The organism is Psychroflexus sediminis, from assembly GCF_900099815.1.
Lineage (GTDB): Bacteria > Bacteroidota > Bacteroidia > Flavobacteriales > Flavobacteriaceae > Psychroflexus > Psychroflexus sediminis.
Genome location: NZ_FNCW01000004.1, coordinates 1 through 16661, shown reverse-complemented (window position 1 = coordinate 16661; position 16661 = coordinate 1). Strand labels below are relative to the sequence as shown.

Sequence of the window (16661 nt, the reverse complement as noted above, 5' to 3'; positions counted from 1 at the left end):
TTTATCAAGAGAAGATGTCTATGGAGATTACAGATGCTTATTTAGAACAGGAAAGCAGGGAAATTACCAAAGAATACAAGGAGCTTTTACGGATAAGTTACAGGACCTTAAGCGTTAAGGACAAAAAGCTTATTCGTAAAGCTTTTGAAACTGCTGTCGAAGCTCATAAAGACCAGAGGCGAAAGTCCGGAGAAGCTTATATTTTTCATCCTATTGCCGTAGCCAAAATTGTGGCTCATGAGATAGGACTTGATGCGACATCCATAGCTTCTGCACTTTTGCACGATGTGGTAGAAGATACGCGATATACGCTCACTGATATAGAGCAGATGTTTGGGGAAGCAGTCGCCAGAATTGTGGATGGACTGACCAAGATTTCAAGCTTAAAGAAAGATGGTGACATCTCTATGCAAGCTGAGAATTTCAGGAAAATGCTGCTCACTCTCAACGATGATATACGGGTGATTATCATTAAGATTGCAGATAGACTACACAATATGCAGACTATGGACGCTATGCGTCCGGATAAACAGGTAAAAATAGCTAGCGAAACGCTATATATTTATGCGCCTTTGGCTCACAGAATAGGACTCTATAATATCAAAACAGAACTTGAAGACCTAAGCTTAAAATATACAGAGCCCGAAGTTTACAATGATATTCTGGGTAAGTTAAAGGAGAGTAAAGAAGATCAAGATCAATATATCAAGGATTTTTCAAAAACTATTTCTGAGGCTCTCGAGAAAGAAGACATCGTTTTTGAAGTTAAAGGCCGACCAAAATCTATTTATTCCATCAGGAAGAAGATTGTTAATCAAAATATTTCTTTTGATGAAATCTATGACAAGTTTGCTCTAAGGATTATTTATAAGTCCAATTCAGAAAATGAAAAATTTCTAGCCTGGAAGATTTATTCCATAGTCACCGATTATTACAGACCCAACCCAACCCGTCTTCGCGATTGGATTTCTTCTCCTAAAACCACTGGATACGAGGCTTTGCACATCACTGTCATGGGGCCAAAAGGGAAATGGGTAGAAGTGCAGATTCGCAGTGAACGGATGAATGAGATTGCCGAAAAAGGCTATGCTGCTCATTATAAATACAAGCATAAAGATGAAGTTCAAGATGATCAGGGTTTGGATTTGTGGTTGAATAGGCTTCAGGAAGCTTTGGAAAATAATGAAATGAATGCTGTAGATTTCGTTGAGCAATTCAAACTCAACCTTTATTCCAAAGAGATTTTTGTATTCACCCCCCAAGGCGATTTGAAATCTTTACCTAAAGGAGCAACTGTTTTGGATTTTGCATTCTCTATACATACCGATATCGGTTATCAAACCCGAGGGGCTAAAGTGAATGGTAAGATTGTGGCTTTGAGCCGGGTCTTGAAAAGTGGTGACCAGGTAGAAATCATTACGTCTTCAAATGCCAAGCCAACCAAAAACTGGCTGGATTATGCAACCACAGCAAGAGCCCGAACCAAAATAAAATCTGCTCTAAAAGAAAAAAGGAAGCTAATAGCAGCAGAAGGTAAAGAGATTTTGAGACGAAAACTTAAATCTCAGCGTATCAGTTTGAACGAAAGAACCGTGAATGAGATGGTTGTTTTCTTCAAGCTGAAAACAAGTCTGGATCTATTTTATAGGGTTGGAATAGGTACGATAGATAATAAACAAATCAAAGATTATGCTTCATCAAGGAGTAATGCTTTAGTCTCGTTTTTCAAAAATAAAATCAGACGTTCCCCGGATAAAGATATCTCTCAGGATGAAGAGGATATTTCCAATAACTATGATCAGCTTGTATTTGGGGATGATGAACAAAAATTGGATTATAAATTAGCGCCCTGTTGTAATCCTATTCCTGGTGATGAAGTATTTGGATTTACAACGATAAAGGATGGTATAAAAGTGCACAAGAAAAATTGTCCTAATGCCATTCAACTTCAAAGTAATTATGCGTACAGGATTTTAAAAGCAAAGTGGATAGATTCTTCCCAGGAAGAATTTAGTGCAGCGATGAGACTTACAGGGATAGATGATATCGGTTTGGTAAGTGTCATCACCAATGAAATCTCCAAAAACCTTAATGTCAATATTTTGAATATAGCTTTCTCAAGTAATGATGGTGTTTTTGAAGGAAAATTGGTTGTGAAAGTGAAGAATATCTCCATATTGACTAAACTTATGGAAAGATTAGAAAAAATCGATGGGATCGATAAGGTTAAGCGTGAATAAAAGTATATTTTTGTAACTATGGTAAATAAAGATAATTTAAAAAACGATTTAGCTGTTGTAAAAAATGTGTTTACTAAATTTTTAGAGAATAACGGCCATCGAAAAACTCCGGAACGATACGCTATACTTCAGGAAATTTACGAAAGCGATGATCACTTCGACATTGAGTCTTTGTACATCAAGATGAAGACCAAAAACTATAGAGTAAGTAGAGCGACCTTATACAATACCATAGACTTACTTTTGGATTGTGGTTTGGTAAGAAAACATCAGTTTGGTAAAAACCAGGCTCAATACGAAAAATCCTACTTCGATAAACAGCATGACCACGTTATTCTTACCGATACTGGTGAAGTCATAGAATTTTGTGACCCACGTATAGAATCCATCAAAAAAACAATAGAAGAGGTGTTCGATATCTCTATCGATAGACACTCATTATATTTCTACGGAATTAAAAACCAACCAAAGACAGATTAAAACATGGCAGTAGATTTACTACTTGGACTCCAATGGGGAGATGAAGGCAAAGGAAAAATCGTTGATTACTTAACCAAAGATTACAACATCATAGCAAGATTTCAAGGAGGACCCAACGCAGGACACACGCTTGAATTTGATGGCATAAAACACGTTTTACACACGATCCCTTCAGGGATATTTCATAAAGATGCGGTAAATATTGTAGGGAATGGAGTGGTCATCGACCCCGTTATTTTTCAAAAAGAAATACAGGCATTAGCCAAATTTGATCTAGACTTTACGAAGAGTTTATTGATTTCAAGAAAGGCTCACATTATTCTTCCAACACATCGACTCTTGGATGCTGCTTCAGAAACCTCGAAGGGGAAAGCCAAGATAGGTTCGACATTAAAAGGTATTGGTCCAACCTATATGGACAAAACCGGCAGAAACGGATTGAGAATAGGAGACCTCGAGTTTGACAACTGGAAAGAGAAATATAGACAATTGGCCAACAAACATCAGGCGCTGATTGAGTTTTACAATGTGGATGTCCAGTACAATTTAAAAGAACTGGAGAGTGAATTTTTCGAGGCTATAGAGTCTATAAAATCTTTGAAATTCATCGATTCTGAAGAATATCTTCACCAGGCTCAAGTCGATAAAAAAACTATTCTGGCTGAAGGTGCTCAGGGTTCTCTGCTGGATATAGACTTTGGAACCTATCCTTTTGTCACTTCTTCCAATACCACGGCTGCTGGTGCTTGCACAGGTTTAGGAATAGCCCCGAATAAAATAAAAAAAGTATTTGGAATATTTAAAGCTTATACCACGCGTGTGGGAAGCGGACCATTTCCTACAGAATTATTTGATGCAGATGGAGCCAGAATGGCAAAAGTCGGGAATGAGTTTGGAGCGACTACAGGACGACCAAGGCGATGCGGATGGTTGGATTTAGTAGCTTTGAAATACGCTGTGCAAATCAATGGTGTGACAGAATTGATGATGATGAAATCTGACGTTTTAAGCGGTTTCAAAACCTTGAAAGTATGTACTGCTTACAACTACAACGGAAAAGAAATACAACACCTGCCTTACAATATTGAGGCAGAAAACTTAGAGCCGATCTATAAGGAATTCAAAGGTTGGAAAGAAGATATCTCCAAACATTCGAATTTTGATAATTTGCCACAGACCCTAAAGGATTACATCAAATTTATTGAAGACGAACTGAAGGTTCCTATAAAAATCGTATCTGTCGGTCCAGACCGGAAAGAAACGATATTGAGATAATAGATTTTTAATATTAAAAATAACAAAGCCTTCAAGTTTATTTGAAGGCTTTATTATTGATATGGTTTTGTTTAATTCTGAATCAAATCACGGATAAGGCTGCTAATGATGTCCGCCGCTCCCGGTGGTCATCAGGTCAAATACGCCATTGGTTAGGTATTTAGAATTGGAGTTTATGTCCTCTGGATTCAAAATCGGCTTAAACCCATGCTGTGGCGGGGTGGATTTTACTTCGACTTTCCTGAATCTATACTTATTTTCAGTTTGCTCTGTTAATTCTAAAATATAAGTGGTTTCATCCACTTCCGTAAATGCAGATTCCGGCAGCGCTAAGTGTTTTTTCCGGTCTGCCTCAAAATAGGCATTTACAAACATGCCGACTGTAAAACTGTTTCCTCTGTCTAAAGGATGCGCGTGGATTCTAACTTTCCTGTTTTCATTTATTTCCGCACCGATAAGACGCACATAGGCAGAATACCGTTCTTCAGATATTTCCGGGACCTCAAACCTTAAACTATCTCCTTTTTGAATTTTCATAAGATCTTTTTCAAACACATCCAGTTCCAAATGAATGTGGTCCACATCCAGGAGTTCCATGATCATTTCGGATTTTCCTATGAATTTTCCCTGGGCTACATTTAGTTTTGAAATCTTCCCACTTATAGGGGCCTTAATATGAATTTCTGAAGTGAAATCTCCCTTAGCCACTTGTTTGGGTTCTAGATTCATCAATCGTATTTGCTCAGCTAGTGAAGCAAGCTTTGCTTTGGCTTGCAGGTATTGATTCTTGGTAGCCTGAAACACTTTTTGAGCAATAATCTGGTCTTTAAATAATGTTTTTTTGCGTTCAAATTCAGAAGTTAAATATTCGAGATTACTTAAAGCCTCCACATAATTCTGCTGCATTTTTATAAAATCTGGATTTTTTAATTTGACCAGTAAGTCTCCTTTTGCAACTCGATCTCCAACCAACAAATGGGTTTGACTCACATAGCCGTCAAAATAAGAGGTAACCGATGATCTGTTTTTGGGCGGAACATCTACCATTCCAGTAACTTCAAATTCTTCAGAAAAGGTTCTTTTCTCTGGTTTCCCCAGAGTCAGCTCATTTTTCTGAAATTGTTCCTGTGTTAATTCAACAATACTATCATCAGTTGTTTTTTCTTCTGATTTTGCTTGTTTTTCTCCACAAGACATTAGCGTCAACGTGAAGATAAATAAGGTAATATATGTATAGCGTTTCATAAGTTTAGTTTAATAATAAATAATTCAAAGCGATGATGCTTTGGTTATATTCTCTTAATTTTGAAAGATAATCCAGCTGAATTCTCTGTGCATTTTCAATACTTTGAGTATATCTGAAAAAGTCAATCTCTCCGGCTTTGTAACTCAATTTTGCAGACTTCAAAATCTCTTTGGCCACCTTCAGTTGATAATTTTCAAAATTATCTAAAGCCTTTTGTTGAACGGAAAGCTGATTGATTAACTGAGTCTGACGTTGCTCCAAAACAATTCTAGCATCTTCAACTGCAGCCTGCTTGGCGCGTTCAATGATTTCTGCAGATTTTATTTTTGAGCGATCTCCAAAAAATAGTAAAGGAATATTAATTCCGATTTGGTAAACTTCAAAATTTTGATCGAGAGCTGAATTACCCCTCACCGAATAGCTAGCCGAAATACCAGGTAACAACTGATTTTTGGCTAAAGCAGAATTTCTTTCAGATACTTTTTGATCTTGCTTCAAAGCAGATAAACTCAGGTTTTCAGAACTGCTTATGGGTTTTTCCAGTTCTAGTTTTATAAGTTCATTTCCTTTCAGAATTAACGAGTCTTCGGTTTGCAACAAGCTTTGTATAGCAGCTTTACTCGCTGTCATATTTTGCTCTATCTGCAAGATTTCAAGCTGAATTTGATTGGTTTTGGACTCAGCCGTTATCTTTTCTAAATAATTGGATTCTCCTTCTTCAAATTTCCTCTTGGCCATGTAAGCAAAATCAGAGTAGACCTTGTAGATGCTATCGTAAATGGAAAGTTTATTTACGGCAGCCAAATAATCCTGATAGTTTTGCTGCAAGGCCTTGATTTGCCTTAGCTCAATAATGCTATATTGAGTTTCAGCTAAATCAGTTTTCACCTTATTCAGTTTCAATTTACTGCCATAAACCGTTGGAAAATCAATAGCCTGAGAAACGCCCCAGGCCGTAAAAAGAGTCGTATTATTTGGTGGTGCAAACACCGTTTCATCATAATTTTGGAACAACTGTGTTTTTTCGAAAGTAAAGGCTTCGCCTTCACTTGCCTTAGCTCCCTCAGCGACAAGCTGAGATGATTTTAATTTATTGTTGTTCTCAAGCATTTTAGTCTTTAAAGTTTCAAACTCATTTTCCTGAGCAAAACCTGAAAAACTTGTCCCCATAAATAAAAGTACCAGAAGACCTAATTTACCTTTAAATTTCACTTTAGATTTTTTTATAGTTACGGCATATAATACGGGTAAAACAATCAGTGTTAATAGAGTAGAGGTGACTAAACCACCAATAATGACTGTTGCGACAGGTCGTTGAACTTCCGCTCCGGCGCCTGTTGAAATAGCCATCGGAAGAAAACCTAAAGCTGTAGAACTCGCTGTAAGTAATACGGCTCTTAAGCGATCCTGAGTGGCATCAATGATATGCTTCACACTCAACTGATTGTGTTCTTTCAAAATATCTTTAAAATATTCTACCAAAATAATTCCATTTAAAACAGCAATCCCAAAGAGAGCAATAAAACCAACCCCAGCAGAAATACTGAAGGGCATATCTCTGAGCCATAGCAGAAATACACCACCAACGGCAGAGAAAGGAATGGCTGTATAAATGAGTAGAGCATCTCTGTGCTTTTTGAGTGCAAAGTAGAGTAAAACATAAATAAGAAGTAAAGCAATAGGAACGGCTATTTTTAATCTTGCTTTGGCACTTCTGAGATTTTCAAATTGACCGCCATAGGTAATCGTATAGCCAACAGGTAATGAAATGTTTTCATTGACTAACTTCTGAATTTTACTCACTACTGTTTCCAAATCACTGTTTCTAACATTAACTCCTACAACTATGCGCCGTTTGGTTTGGTCACGTGAAATTTGAGCAGGACCTTCTTCATAAGTGATGTCTGCAACTTCAGACAAGGGGATTTTACCAGATGTGGGTGTATCTATCCTTAGTGTTTTCAAATCGCTAATACCCTGCCGCTGAGTTTCCTGAAGTCTAACGACAAGATCGAAGCGTTTTTGTCCTTCAAAAACGACTCCTGTTGATTTTCCGGCAAAACCTGCTGCAACAATGGCGTTTACATCCTTAATACTGAGTCCGTATCTTGCTATTTTGTCGCGTTTGTACTGAACAGCCAGTTGGGGCAGTCCTATGATTTTTTCTACAAAAATATCTGCTGCTCCTTCAACATCAGAGATTAAATCTTTGATTTCATTGCCTTTTTCCGCCAGGATGTCGAGGTCTTCGCCATATATTTTTATCGCGATATCAGAGCGAACACCAGTGATTAACTCGTTAAAACGCATCTCGATAGGCTGAGTAAATTGCAATCCCATGCCAGGAAAAACAGCTAATGCTTTTTCGATTTCACCAGCTAGTTTTGTCTTAGTCATGCCTTCTCTCCATTCTGATTTTGATTTCAGGATAACAATGACATCCGAATCTTGCATAGACATAGGGTCGGTTGGAACTTCCGCAGCACCAATTCGCGATACGACTTGGTCTACTTCTTGAAATTGATCCAATAGAATGTTTTCTATTTCAGTAGTACGTTCTACAGTACTGCTCAAAGATTTACCGGTTTTTAAAATCGGCTGAATTACAAAATCTCCTTCATCCAGAGTAGGAACAAATTCGCCTCCCATTTTTGTAAAGGTAAATACGCCAAGAGCAATTAATACTACAGATGAGACTAAGACGACTTTAGTATGGTCTAAAGCCCATTTTATAGAAGGTAAATATAAACGCTTTATGCCATCCATAAGTTTTGTAGAAAATGTAAAGGGCTTAGAATTTGGTTTTAAAATCAAGCTACAAGCTACTGGAACCCAGGTAAAACCTAAAATCATAGCACCAATAAGTGCAAAACTAAAGGTGAGTGCCATAGGTCTAAACATTTTTCCCTCCACGCCGCTTAAGGATAGAATAGGAATAAAAACTATCAGGATAATTATTTGTCCAAAGATGGCAGAGGTAAGCATTTTTGAGGCGCCTTTAAAAGTGATTTTATCCTTCAGTTTGCTGATTTCGGAAGAGGTTTTGCCACTGAAATCGTTGGCCCGTTGCCACATCCTGAAGGCTACAAACTCTACAATAATGACGGCCCCATCTATAATGATTCCAAAATCTAGAGCTCCCATGCTCATCAAGTTGACATCCACTCCAAAAACATACATTAAACTGATGGCACATAGGAAACTCAAAGGGATAATAGAGGAAATGACTAAGCCAGCTCTCCAGTCTCCAATGATGAGGATAACAATAAAGGCAACCACCAGAAAGCCTAAAAAAAGATTTTCTATAATCGTTGAAGTTGTACGTTCAATTAATTCGGATCTGTCCAAAAAACCATTGATGTAGACCCCTTCTGGTAAAGTGTTTTCAACTTGAGCTATTCTCTCTTTTACAGCATTTATAACTTTTTGAGAATTGGCTCCTTTTAACATCATAACCTGTCCCAGAACTTTTTCGCCTTCGCCGTTACCAGTTATAGCTCCAAAACGCCTGGCATGACCAAAACCAACTTCTGCGATATCCTTAATGTAAATGGGTTGGTTGCCACGTGTAGTGACCACAATGTTTTTAATATCCTCAAGGTTAGAGATTAAACCTTCTCCCCGAATAAAATAGGCTTCTCCATTTTTTTCGATATAACTTCCGCCAGCCACAGAATTGTTATCCTCCAGCGCCTGAAAAACTTCAGAAAAACTAACTTGATTGGCTTGAAGGCGTTTGGTATTGATGCTAACTTCATATTGCTTTAAATAACCACCCCAGGAGTTAATTTCAACCACCCCAGGAATACCAGAAAGCTGTCGTTTGACAATCCAGTCCTGAATAGTCCTCAATTCTCTGGCGTCATACTCATCTTCGTAGCCAGGTTTAGTTTCCAGTGTATATTGATAAATTTCACCTAATCCAGTAGTAATAGGACCCATAAAAGGGGATCCAAAACTGGACGGTATATTTTTGGCCGCGGATTTTAATTTCTCTGAAATTAATTGCCGTGGGAGATAAGTCCCATAGCTGTCTTCAAAGATAATAGTCACTACAGAAAGCCCAAATTTTGATACAGATCGTATTTCTTTGACGCCTGGCAAATTTGCCATTTCCAGTTCCACGGGATAGGTAATAAACTGCTCTACATCGCTGGTCGATAAATTACGCGAAGTCGTAATGACTTGCACCTGGTTATTGGTGATATCCGGCACAGCACCGATAGGCACATTCATTAAAGCATAGGTTCCAAAACCTATAATACCACAAACAAATAATATGATTAGAAATTTAGATCTTAAGCTAAATTCAATGATTTTTGATAGCATATTTTTTTAGATATGAGAATAAATATTAATTCTAGATTTTTAGGAAATCTATTAATATTTTGGTGGTTGAAGAATGTCGGTTTCACCCAGAAAAGTGAAATCGATCTCATAATTAAAATTATGACGAATTTTTTCAAACGGTTTTATTAAACCTAAATTGATGTATTCAGAAGGTGTTAAAAAGAAATTTGCTGTATTGAGTTGTAATTCTTGAAAAGGCAGGTTTTCATGGTCTTTATGATCATCTTCATGTGTCTTTTTTTGGGAGCCATAATGTAGATTCAAAAATTCGATTACTGAATTTTTGTATTTAGTTTTATGAAGTTGATAATGCTCAACAAGGTCTGGAAGGTTTATGAAATTGGATATACTTATCGTCAGAGATTGGAAACCAATGATGCTTGTGATTAAGTATAAAGTGAATATTTTCATAGATTACAAAAATAATAGTTTAGTTGCTTCTTAAACTTAATATTACCTAAAGATATTATTCATTGATTAATCCTATCAAAGCTTAACAAATCATTTTAATTAGTTTTAATAAAATGAATAGTGTCATTGTTTATATTGTAAATTATTAATAACTAAACTCTTAAAAGATTATGGTAAATTCAGATATTTCTGTGATTGACTCTTTACTTCATCAGAAAACGTATTTAGATAACGGACAATTAGTTCCTTGGGAAGGGCAAATGGATGAGGTACATTCAACCATTTCAACAACCAAAGAATACAAACCAACTTTACTGGGAACCGTACCTCATATGGATGAGCCAACGGCTCTTGGGGTGCTAGATTCTGCAGTAAAAGCTTACGATCAGGGAAAAGGGGAGTGGCCAACTATGCGTGTAAAAGATAGATTGGCATGTATGACTTCTTTTGTGGAGATGATGAAAACCAAGCGAGATGAAGTGGTTAAACTACTCATGTGGGAAATCGGTAAAACGCTGGCAGATTCAGAAAAAGAATTTGACAGAACGGTAGACTACATTTATGATACTATTGAAGACTATAAACAATTAGACCGGGATAGTTCCAGGTTTAAGAAAGTTGGTGGCATTAATGCCCATATCAGAAGAGGTCCGCTTGGGGTGGTGCTATGTTTAGGACCTTACAACTATCCGTTGAATGAGACCTTTGCTTTGCTTATTCCTGCCCTAATTATGGGGAATACGGCGGTTTTTAAACCAGCAAAACATGGCGTTTTATTGTTGTCTCCTCTACTTGAAGCCTTTCAAAAAAGCTTTCCAGCTGGAGTGATTAATGTCATTTATGGAAGGGGAAGAGAAGTAGCTGCTCCGATCATGAAGACAGGAAAAATTGATGTACTAGCGCTGATAGGTAATTCTAAATCTGCCATCGCCTTACAAGACCAGCATCCTTATAAAAACAGACTACGACTTATCCTTGGTCTGGAAGCCAAAAATCCTGCAATTGTTCTCCCCAGTGCAGATTTGGAACTTGCCATTGATGAATGCATCAACGGAACATTATCCTATAATGGCCAGCGATGTACAGCTTTAAAAATTGTATATGTGCATGAAGATATTAAAGATGAATTCAATAAGCGATTTTCGAAGCGCGTGGATGAGTTGAAATTTGGTCAGCCCTGGGAAGAGGGTGTGAAACTAACACCGCTTCCGGAACCTGGTAAGCCAGCTTACATTCAGGAATTGATAGATGATGCCAAAGATAAAGGAGCGAAAATTCTGAATGAAAGAGGAGGGCATACAAGCGATAATTATATCTATCCGGCGGTTCTTTACCCGGTGACTGAAAATATGCGGGTATACCAGGAAGAACAGTTTGGTCCGGTCATTCCTATCAAACCTTTTAAGGATATCCACGCCCTTCTGGACGAAATCGCAAAATCCAACTATGGGCAGCAAGTGAGTTTGTTCGGCGATAATGTAGAGGCGCTTGCTCCACTTATTGATGTGCTGGTTAATCTGGTATGTCGAGTAAACCTCAACAGTTCCTGTCAGCGTGGACCTGATGTCTTGCCATTTACAGGCCGCAAAGATTCTGCTGTAGGCACCTTGAGTGTTCATGACGCTTTAAGGTCTTTTTCCATAAGAACCTTTGTAGCGTCCAAAGACAATCCTAAGAACAATGAGATCATTCAAAAGCTTTTAAAAAGCAACTCGTCTAATTTTGTAAATACAGATTACCTGTTGTAAAATAAGAATAAGTATATTTTAATCTTAAAGCAGCGTTCATTCGCTGCTTTTGTTTTTATAAAAGCGTAATTTTGCAGCTCAATACATAGGATTTGAAGCAGCTTACATTCATACTTTCTTTTTTGCTTTTCACTAGCTTCCTTTATGCTCAGGAAGGTAAAAAAATAGACTACACGGCAGACAGAACGCGTGTGGATCAGGAAAACTATCCCGATGCTTTTATTTTGTCCAAGGTTCAAAATCAGGTGTATTTTATTCATGAAGGCATACAGGTCTGGTGTGACAGGGCTATATTTTACCAAACCGATGATTTTTTTAGAGCATTCGGCAATGTTCGTATGAAACAAGGGGATACCGTCAACATGACCAGTAAGTATGCGGAGTATAATGGAGAAACGCAATTTGCCTTTGCCAGCGATGATGTCGTTTTGACGACACCGAGCAATAAACTGACCACAGACTCTTTGTTTTTTAACAGAGTCAAACAAGAGGCATTCTATAGGAGTGGGGGAAAAGTACAGGACTCTGCATCTACTATTACCAGTGTGAAAGGAAGGTATTTCATGAATCAGGAGAAGATTTCTTTCAGACAAAATGTCAAAGTGAGAAATCCTGAGTATGATATCGATTCCGATTATTTGGATTTTTATTCAGAGCAGGGGCATGCCTATTTGTATGGGCCTTCTACCATTACAAGTGAAACCAGTGTGGTGTATTGTGAGCGAGGTTTTTATGATACCCGAAATGATAACGGGTTTTTTGTCAAAAACTCCAAAATCGATTATGAAAATCGAAAACTCGAAGGCGATAGTATCTTTTTTGACAGGCCTTCTGGCTTTGCTTCGGCCAGCAACAACATCAAAGTTACCGACACCATCAATCAGTCGGTCATCACAGGGCATTATGCTGAAGTGTTCAGAATGAAAGATTCACTTTTTATCACTGAAAATCCTTTAGCTTCCATGAAGCAAGAAAACGATTCTGTTTTTATTGCGAGTGATACGCTCATGGTTACCGGAAAAGTGGATCAAAGGCAAATCAGAGCTTTTTATGATGCGAGAATATACAAGTCCGATTTGAGTGGAAAGTCAGATTCTATTCATAGTAGCGAACGTACAGGAATTACCAAATTAATTGGTGATCCTGTATTATGGTCTGGTGAAAGTCAGATTACAGGAGATACTATTTTTTTGATAAGCAACACTGAAACGGAAGAATTAGATTCGCTAAAAGTGTTTTATAATGCCTTTATGATCAAGAAAGATTCCATCGAAGGCTTCAATCAAATCAAAGGGAAAGAGTTATATGGTCTTTTAAAAAACAATGAGATTTACGAGGTGGATGTTCTCAAAAATACAGAATCACTGTTCTACTTAAGAGATGAGACCACAGATCTGATGGGGATAAATAAGTCACTCTCAGCACGGATAAAAATATTGCTTGAAGATCAGGAAATCACGGATCTTTACTATTATACCAATGTAGATTCCAATACTTACCCAAGCTCCGAATTTCCCGAAAATGAAAAAAAACTGAAAGGGTTTAATTGGCGAGGCGAAGAAAGATTAATTTCTAAATCAGATTTATTCAAGGGACGAGACAGTCTTGAGTTACCAATAATTCAAGGTCTGAAAGATCCTGAAATTTACGATGATTTTTTTGAAGGAATGCGAGACTTAAATCTGAATTCAACTTTAAAGGAATCAAATTTAAAATCGACGAAAAAAGAGGTTAAACTCAAAGAAAACAAAAACAAAAAGCCCAAAACCCCTCAGTTATTAAAGAAATTAAAAGCCATACCACCAAGCGATGAAGAGTGATTTTTTAGACTATCAGGCGCAGACGACACCGCATCCACTGGGTATGGAAGTGAGCTATGCGGAAGGGTCCTTTATTTTTACGACCGATGGGAAGCGTCATCTGGACTTTGTTGCAGGAGTCTCTGCCTGTGGATTGGGACACAGGCATCCAAAGGTAATTGAAGCTATAAAAAACCAGCTCGACAAGTATATGCATGTCATGGTGTATGGAGAGTATATACAGTCACCTGCCGTGGAGTTTACTAAATTACTGGCCAAACATTTACCTGAACCCTTGTCTCAGACGTATCTTGTAAACAGCGGAACCGAGGCTATTGACGGAGCTATGAAACTAGCCAGAAGAGCTACAGGCAGAAGTCAGATTATTGCCGCCAGAAATTGCTATCACGGAAACTCTTACGGTGCTTTAAGCCTGATGGATTATGAAGAACGCATAGCGCCCTTTCGCCCTTTGGTAGGAGATATTACTCATATTCAATTTAATAAGGACACCTGTCTCGATGTCATAACCAAAACTACAGCGGCTGTCATCCTGGAAACCATTCAGGGGGGTGCGGGGTTTATATTACCAACCAATGATTATTTAAAAAAAGTGAAGCAAAGATGTGAAGAGGTCGGCGCTTTGTTGATTCTGGACGAGATTCAGCCTGGATTTGGAAGAACAGGCAAGTTATTTGGCTTTGAACATTTTGAAGTGGTCCCCGATATTTTAGTGATTGGAAAAGCCATGGCTTCAGGCCTGCCTGTCGGAGCTTTTACGGCCTCTAAAGCCCTGATGAGCTTACTGAGTGATAAACCCAAGCTGGGTCACATTACCACCTTTGGCGGAAACCCGGTCATTGCAGCAGCCTGTCAGGCTACTTTGGAAGTTTTGACAAGCACTCCAATCATTGAGCAGATTGAACAGAAAGAATTGCTATTTAGAAAATTACTTCAGCATGAACTAATTTCAGAAGTGAGAGGGAAGGGGTTAATGCTTGCGCCAGTGCTTCAGTCTGAAGATGTGGCCAATCACCTGGTGCTGGAATCCAAAGAAAAAGGCCTCATTTTATTTTGGCTTTTGTATGAAAAAAAAGCTGTAAGGATTTCGCCTCCCTTAACCATTTCGGAAGAAGAAATTGAGATGGGCTGTGGCATTATAATTGATGTACTGAATTCGTATGTCAATTCTTCAAGCGGTGAATAACTTGTGGATAACATTTTTAAAAATCTAAGTCTCTATTGAAAAAAGACGCTTATCTTACCCTAAATTTAAATCATTTTATATGCAATTAGGATCCTCTCATCACGATGACTTCGATTTTCCTATAGAGAAATTTGAAATGATGCTTAAGACCAATGAGGTCTTGTTTTTTGATGCTGCAGAATTTGAAAACATCATCGGTCATTATATCGATAGTGGGCGTCTGGCTTTGGCTAAAAAGGCCTTAAAACTCGCCCTGGAACAGCATCCAAAATCGGTGAATTTGCTGTTGATGAAAGCTGAACTTTACACCTTTGAGGATAAGTTTGAAAAAGCTATGGATCTGCTTGAAAATCTCAAGTCATTGGAACCGAACAATGAAGAGATTTATATTCTTATAGCCAATATATATTCCAAGCAGGATTTGCATTTGCAGGCCATTGAAGTCTTGAAAGAAGCTTTGAATTTTGCTGATGACCTGATAGAAATCCATAGCATCATGGGTATGGAGTACCTGTTTCTGGAAGACTTCGAAAATGCAAAAGAGAGTTATATTCAGTGTCTGGAGAATGATGAAAACGATTATACCGCCCTTTACAATATCATATACTGTTTTGATTTTCTGAACCAAACTGATGAAGCGGTTCAGTTCATCAAAAACTTCCTGGATCGTCAGCCCTACTGTGAGGTGGCCTGGCATCAGCTGGGGAAATTGTATTTTGAGCAAAAACACTATGAGAAAGCCTTGGAAGCTTTCGATTATGCGATTATTTCCGACGATTATTTTATTGGGGCCTATCTTGAAAAAGGTAAAGTCCTGGAACGCCTGAAACGTTACAAAGAAGCCATTGAGTGTTATACACTGACGCTTCAAATAGATGATCCGACAGCTTTCGCATATCTTAGGATTGGAAAGTGTTTTCTGAAACTCAATGACCCTGAAAAAGCCTTGAAGCACTATAAAAAAGCCTTACACGAAGATCCGCTTTTAGATAAAGTCTGGCTGGCGCTTTCCGATTACCATGTCAAAATCAAAGATTACAAAATGGCGCTTTATTATATTAATAAAGCTATACATATAGACGAAGAAAACGTCTTGTATTGGAAACATTTTGCCATCATCAATCTGGAGTTAGATAACATTCATGATTCTGCATTTGGTTTCAAAAAGAGTTTGGAGTTGGGTAATTATGAGTTAGAAACTTGGATTACACGCATAGATATTCTCATTCAGTTGAAACATTTTAAGGATGCTTTGCAAACTTTAAAACATGCTGAAGACTTTTTCTCTCATTTTGCAGAATTAGAATACAGGTATGCAGGTATTTATTTCGAATTGGGAGAACTAGAAGATTCAAAAGACCATTTCGAAAAAGCCATGTTTCTGGATCCAAATTATAGCTTTGTGATGAAAGACTTATTTCCAGATTTTAAGCTGGGATAGGCTTTCATTCTGAGGGTTTACTCTAATTAATTTATAGTGAATATATAATCTTTTCGAGTTCGATCGGTGCTTAGTCAAACGAGTTTAAGGTTTGATAAAGTCCCATTGATGTCAGGTCGAGCATTCTAAGTTAAAAACAAATTTTTAAGCCGATAATTTCACAAAAGGTTCATCTCTTTTTGCAACAGCAAATATTCTTAAAACGAGTTTATTAGCGATGGCGTTTATTACACTCATGTGATGTTTTCCATCTTTAATCTTACGATTGTAATATGCCTTTAGCTGAGGATCATGCTGTGCAGCTGTGATAGCTCCCTTTGTCAAAATAGATTTTAAAGATTTATCTCTCAGAAAATGAGTCTTGGTTTTTCCTTTAATACTGCTTCCCGACTGGTATGGAAAAGGAGCTAAACCACAGTGGCAGCTAAATTTTCTTGGATTATCAAACTTATTAAAATTACCTG

11 protein-coding genes are annotated in these 16661 nt (G+C 37.7%); 7 read left to right on the top strand and 4 right to left on the bottom strand.

Going from position 1 to position 16661, the window contains the following annotated elements:
* Nucleotides 1-20: 20 nt before the first annotated feature.
* Genes BLP81_RS04410 through BLP81_RS04400 form a run of 3 tightly spaced genes read left to right on the top strand, consistent with a single transcriptional unit; the run spans nucleotide 21 to nucleotide 3995 of the window.
* Complete coding sequence (locus BLP81_RS04410; RefSeq protein ID WP_093366191.1) at nucleotides 21-2240, top strand: RelA/SpoT family protein; 2220 nt, start codon at nucleotides 21-23, stop codon at nucleotides 2238-2240.
* A gap of 18 nt (nucleotides 2241-2258) precedes the next feature.
* Nucleotides 2259-2720: a Fur family transcriptional regulator gene (locus tag BLP81_RS04405; RefSeq protein ID WP_093366189.1), complete on the top strand. Its 462-nt coding sequence runs from the start codon at nucleotides 2259-2261 to the stop codon at nucleotides 2718-2720.
* Between the two features lie 3 nt (nucleotides 2721-2723).
* Entirely contained in the window at nucleotides 2724-3995 is a 1272-nt protein-coding gene (locus tag BLP81_RS04400; protein WP_093366187.1) for an adenylosuccinate synthase, read from the top strand.
* A 102-nt stretch (nucleotides 3996-4097) separates the two neighbouring features.
* Here the strand turns inward: BLP81_RS04400 and BLP81_RS04395 are convergent, their stop codons facing one another.
* The 3 genes from BLP81_RS04395 to BLP81_RS04385 are packed head-to-tail and all read right to left on the bottom strand — an operon-like array spanning nucleotide 4098 to nucleotide 10002.
* Nucleotides 4098-5240, bottom strand: a complete 1143-nt coding sequence (locus tag BLP81_RS04395) for an efflux RND transporter periplasmic adaptor subunit (protein WP_093366185.1) — start codon at nucleotides 5238-5240, stop codon at nucleotides 4098-4100.
* A 4-nt stretch (nucleotides 5241-5244) separates the two neighbouring features.
* Nucleotides 5245-9570 (bottom strand): CusA/CzcA family heavy metal efflux RND transporter, encoded by a 4326-nt coding sequence (locus tag BLP81_RS04390; protein ID WP_093366183.1) that lies wholly within the window; start codon nucleotides 9568-9570, stop codon nucleotides 5245-5247.
* 51 nt (nucleotides 9571-9621) lie between these two features.
* Nucleotides 9622-10002, bottom strand: coding sequence for a hypothetical protein (locus tag BLP81_RS04385; RefSeq protein ID WP_093366181.1), 381 nt, complete (start codon nucleotides 10000-10002; stop codon nucleotides 9622-9624).
* A gap of 170 nt (nucleotides 10003-10172) precedes the next feature.
* Here BLP81_RS04385 and BLP81_RS04380 point away from each other — a divergent pair, with 170 nt between their 5' ends.
* From BLP81_RS04380 to BLP81_RS04365, 4 genes are all read left to right on the top strand, one after another.
* The gene (locus tag BLP81_RS04380) at nucleotides 10173-11750 is read left to right on the top strand and encodes an NADP-dependent glyceraldehyde-3-phosphate dehydrogenase (RefSeq protein WP_093366179.1); all 1578 of its coding nucleotides are present in this window, start codon (nucleotides 10173-10175) and stop codon (nucleotides 11748-11750) included.
* Between the two features lie 92 nt (nucleotides 11751-11842).
* The gene (locus tag BLP81_RS04375) at nucleotides 11843-13570 is read left to right on the top strand and encodes an OstA-like protein (RefSeq protein WP_093366177.1); all 1728 of its coding nucleotides are present in this window, start codon (nucleotides 11843-11845) and stop codon (nucleotides 13568-13570) included.
* Entirely contained in the window at nucleotides 13560-14756 is a 1197-nt protein-coding gene (locus BLP81_RS04370) for an aspartate aminotransferase family protein (RefSeq protein WP_093366175.1), read from the top strand. Before BLP81_RS04375 ends, BLP81_RS04370 begins: the two co-directional genes overlap by 11 nt.
* A gap of 79 nt (nucleotides 14757-14835) precedes the next feature.
* On the top strand, nucleotides 14836-16197 hold the full coding sequence (locus tag BLP81_RS04365; protein WP_093366173.1) for a tetratricopeptide repeat protein: 1362 nt from the start codon (nucleotides 14836-14838) through the stop codon (nucleotides 16195-16197).
* Nucleotides 16198-16341: 144 nt separating this feature from the next.
* Here BLP81_RS04365 and BLP81_RS04360 read toward each other — a convergent pair.
* The coding region (locus BLP81_RS04360) for a transposase (protein ID WP_143002810.1) at nucleotides 16342-16661 on the bottom strand (320 nt) is incomplete at its 5' end.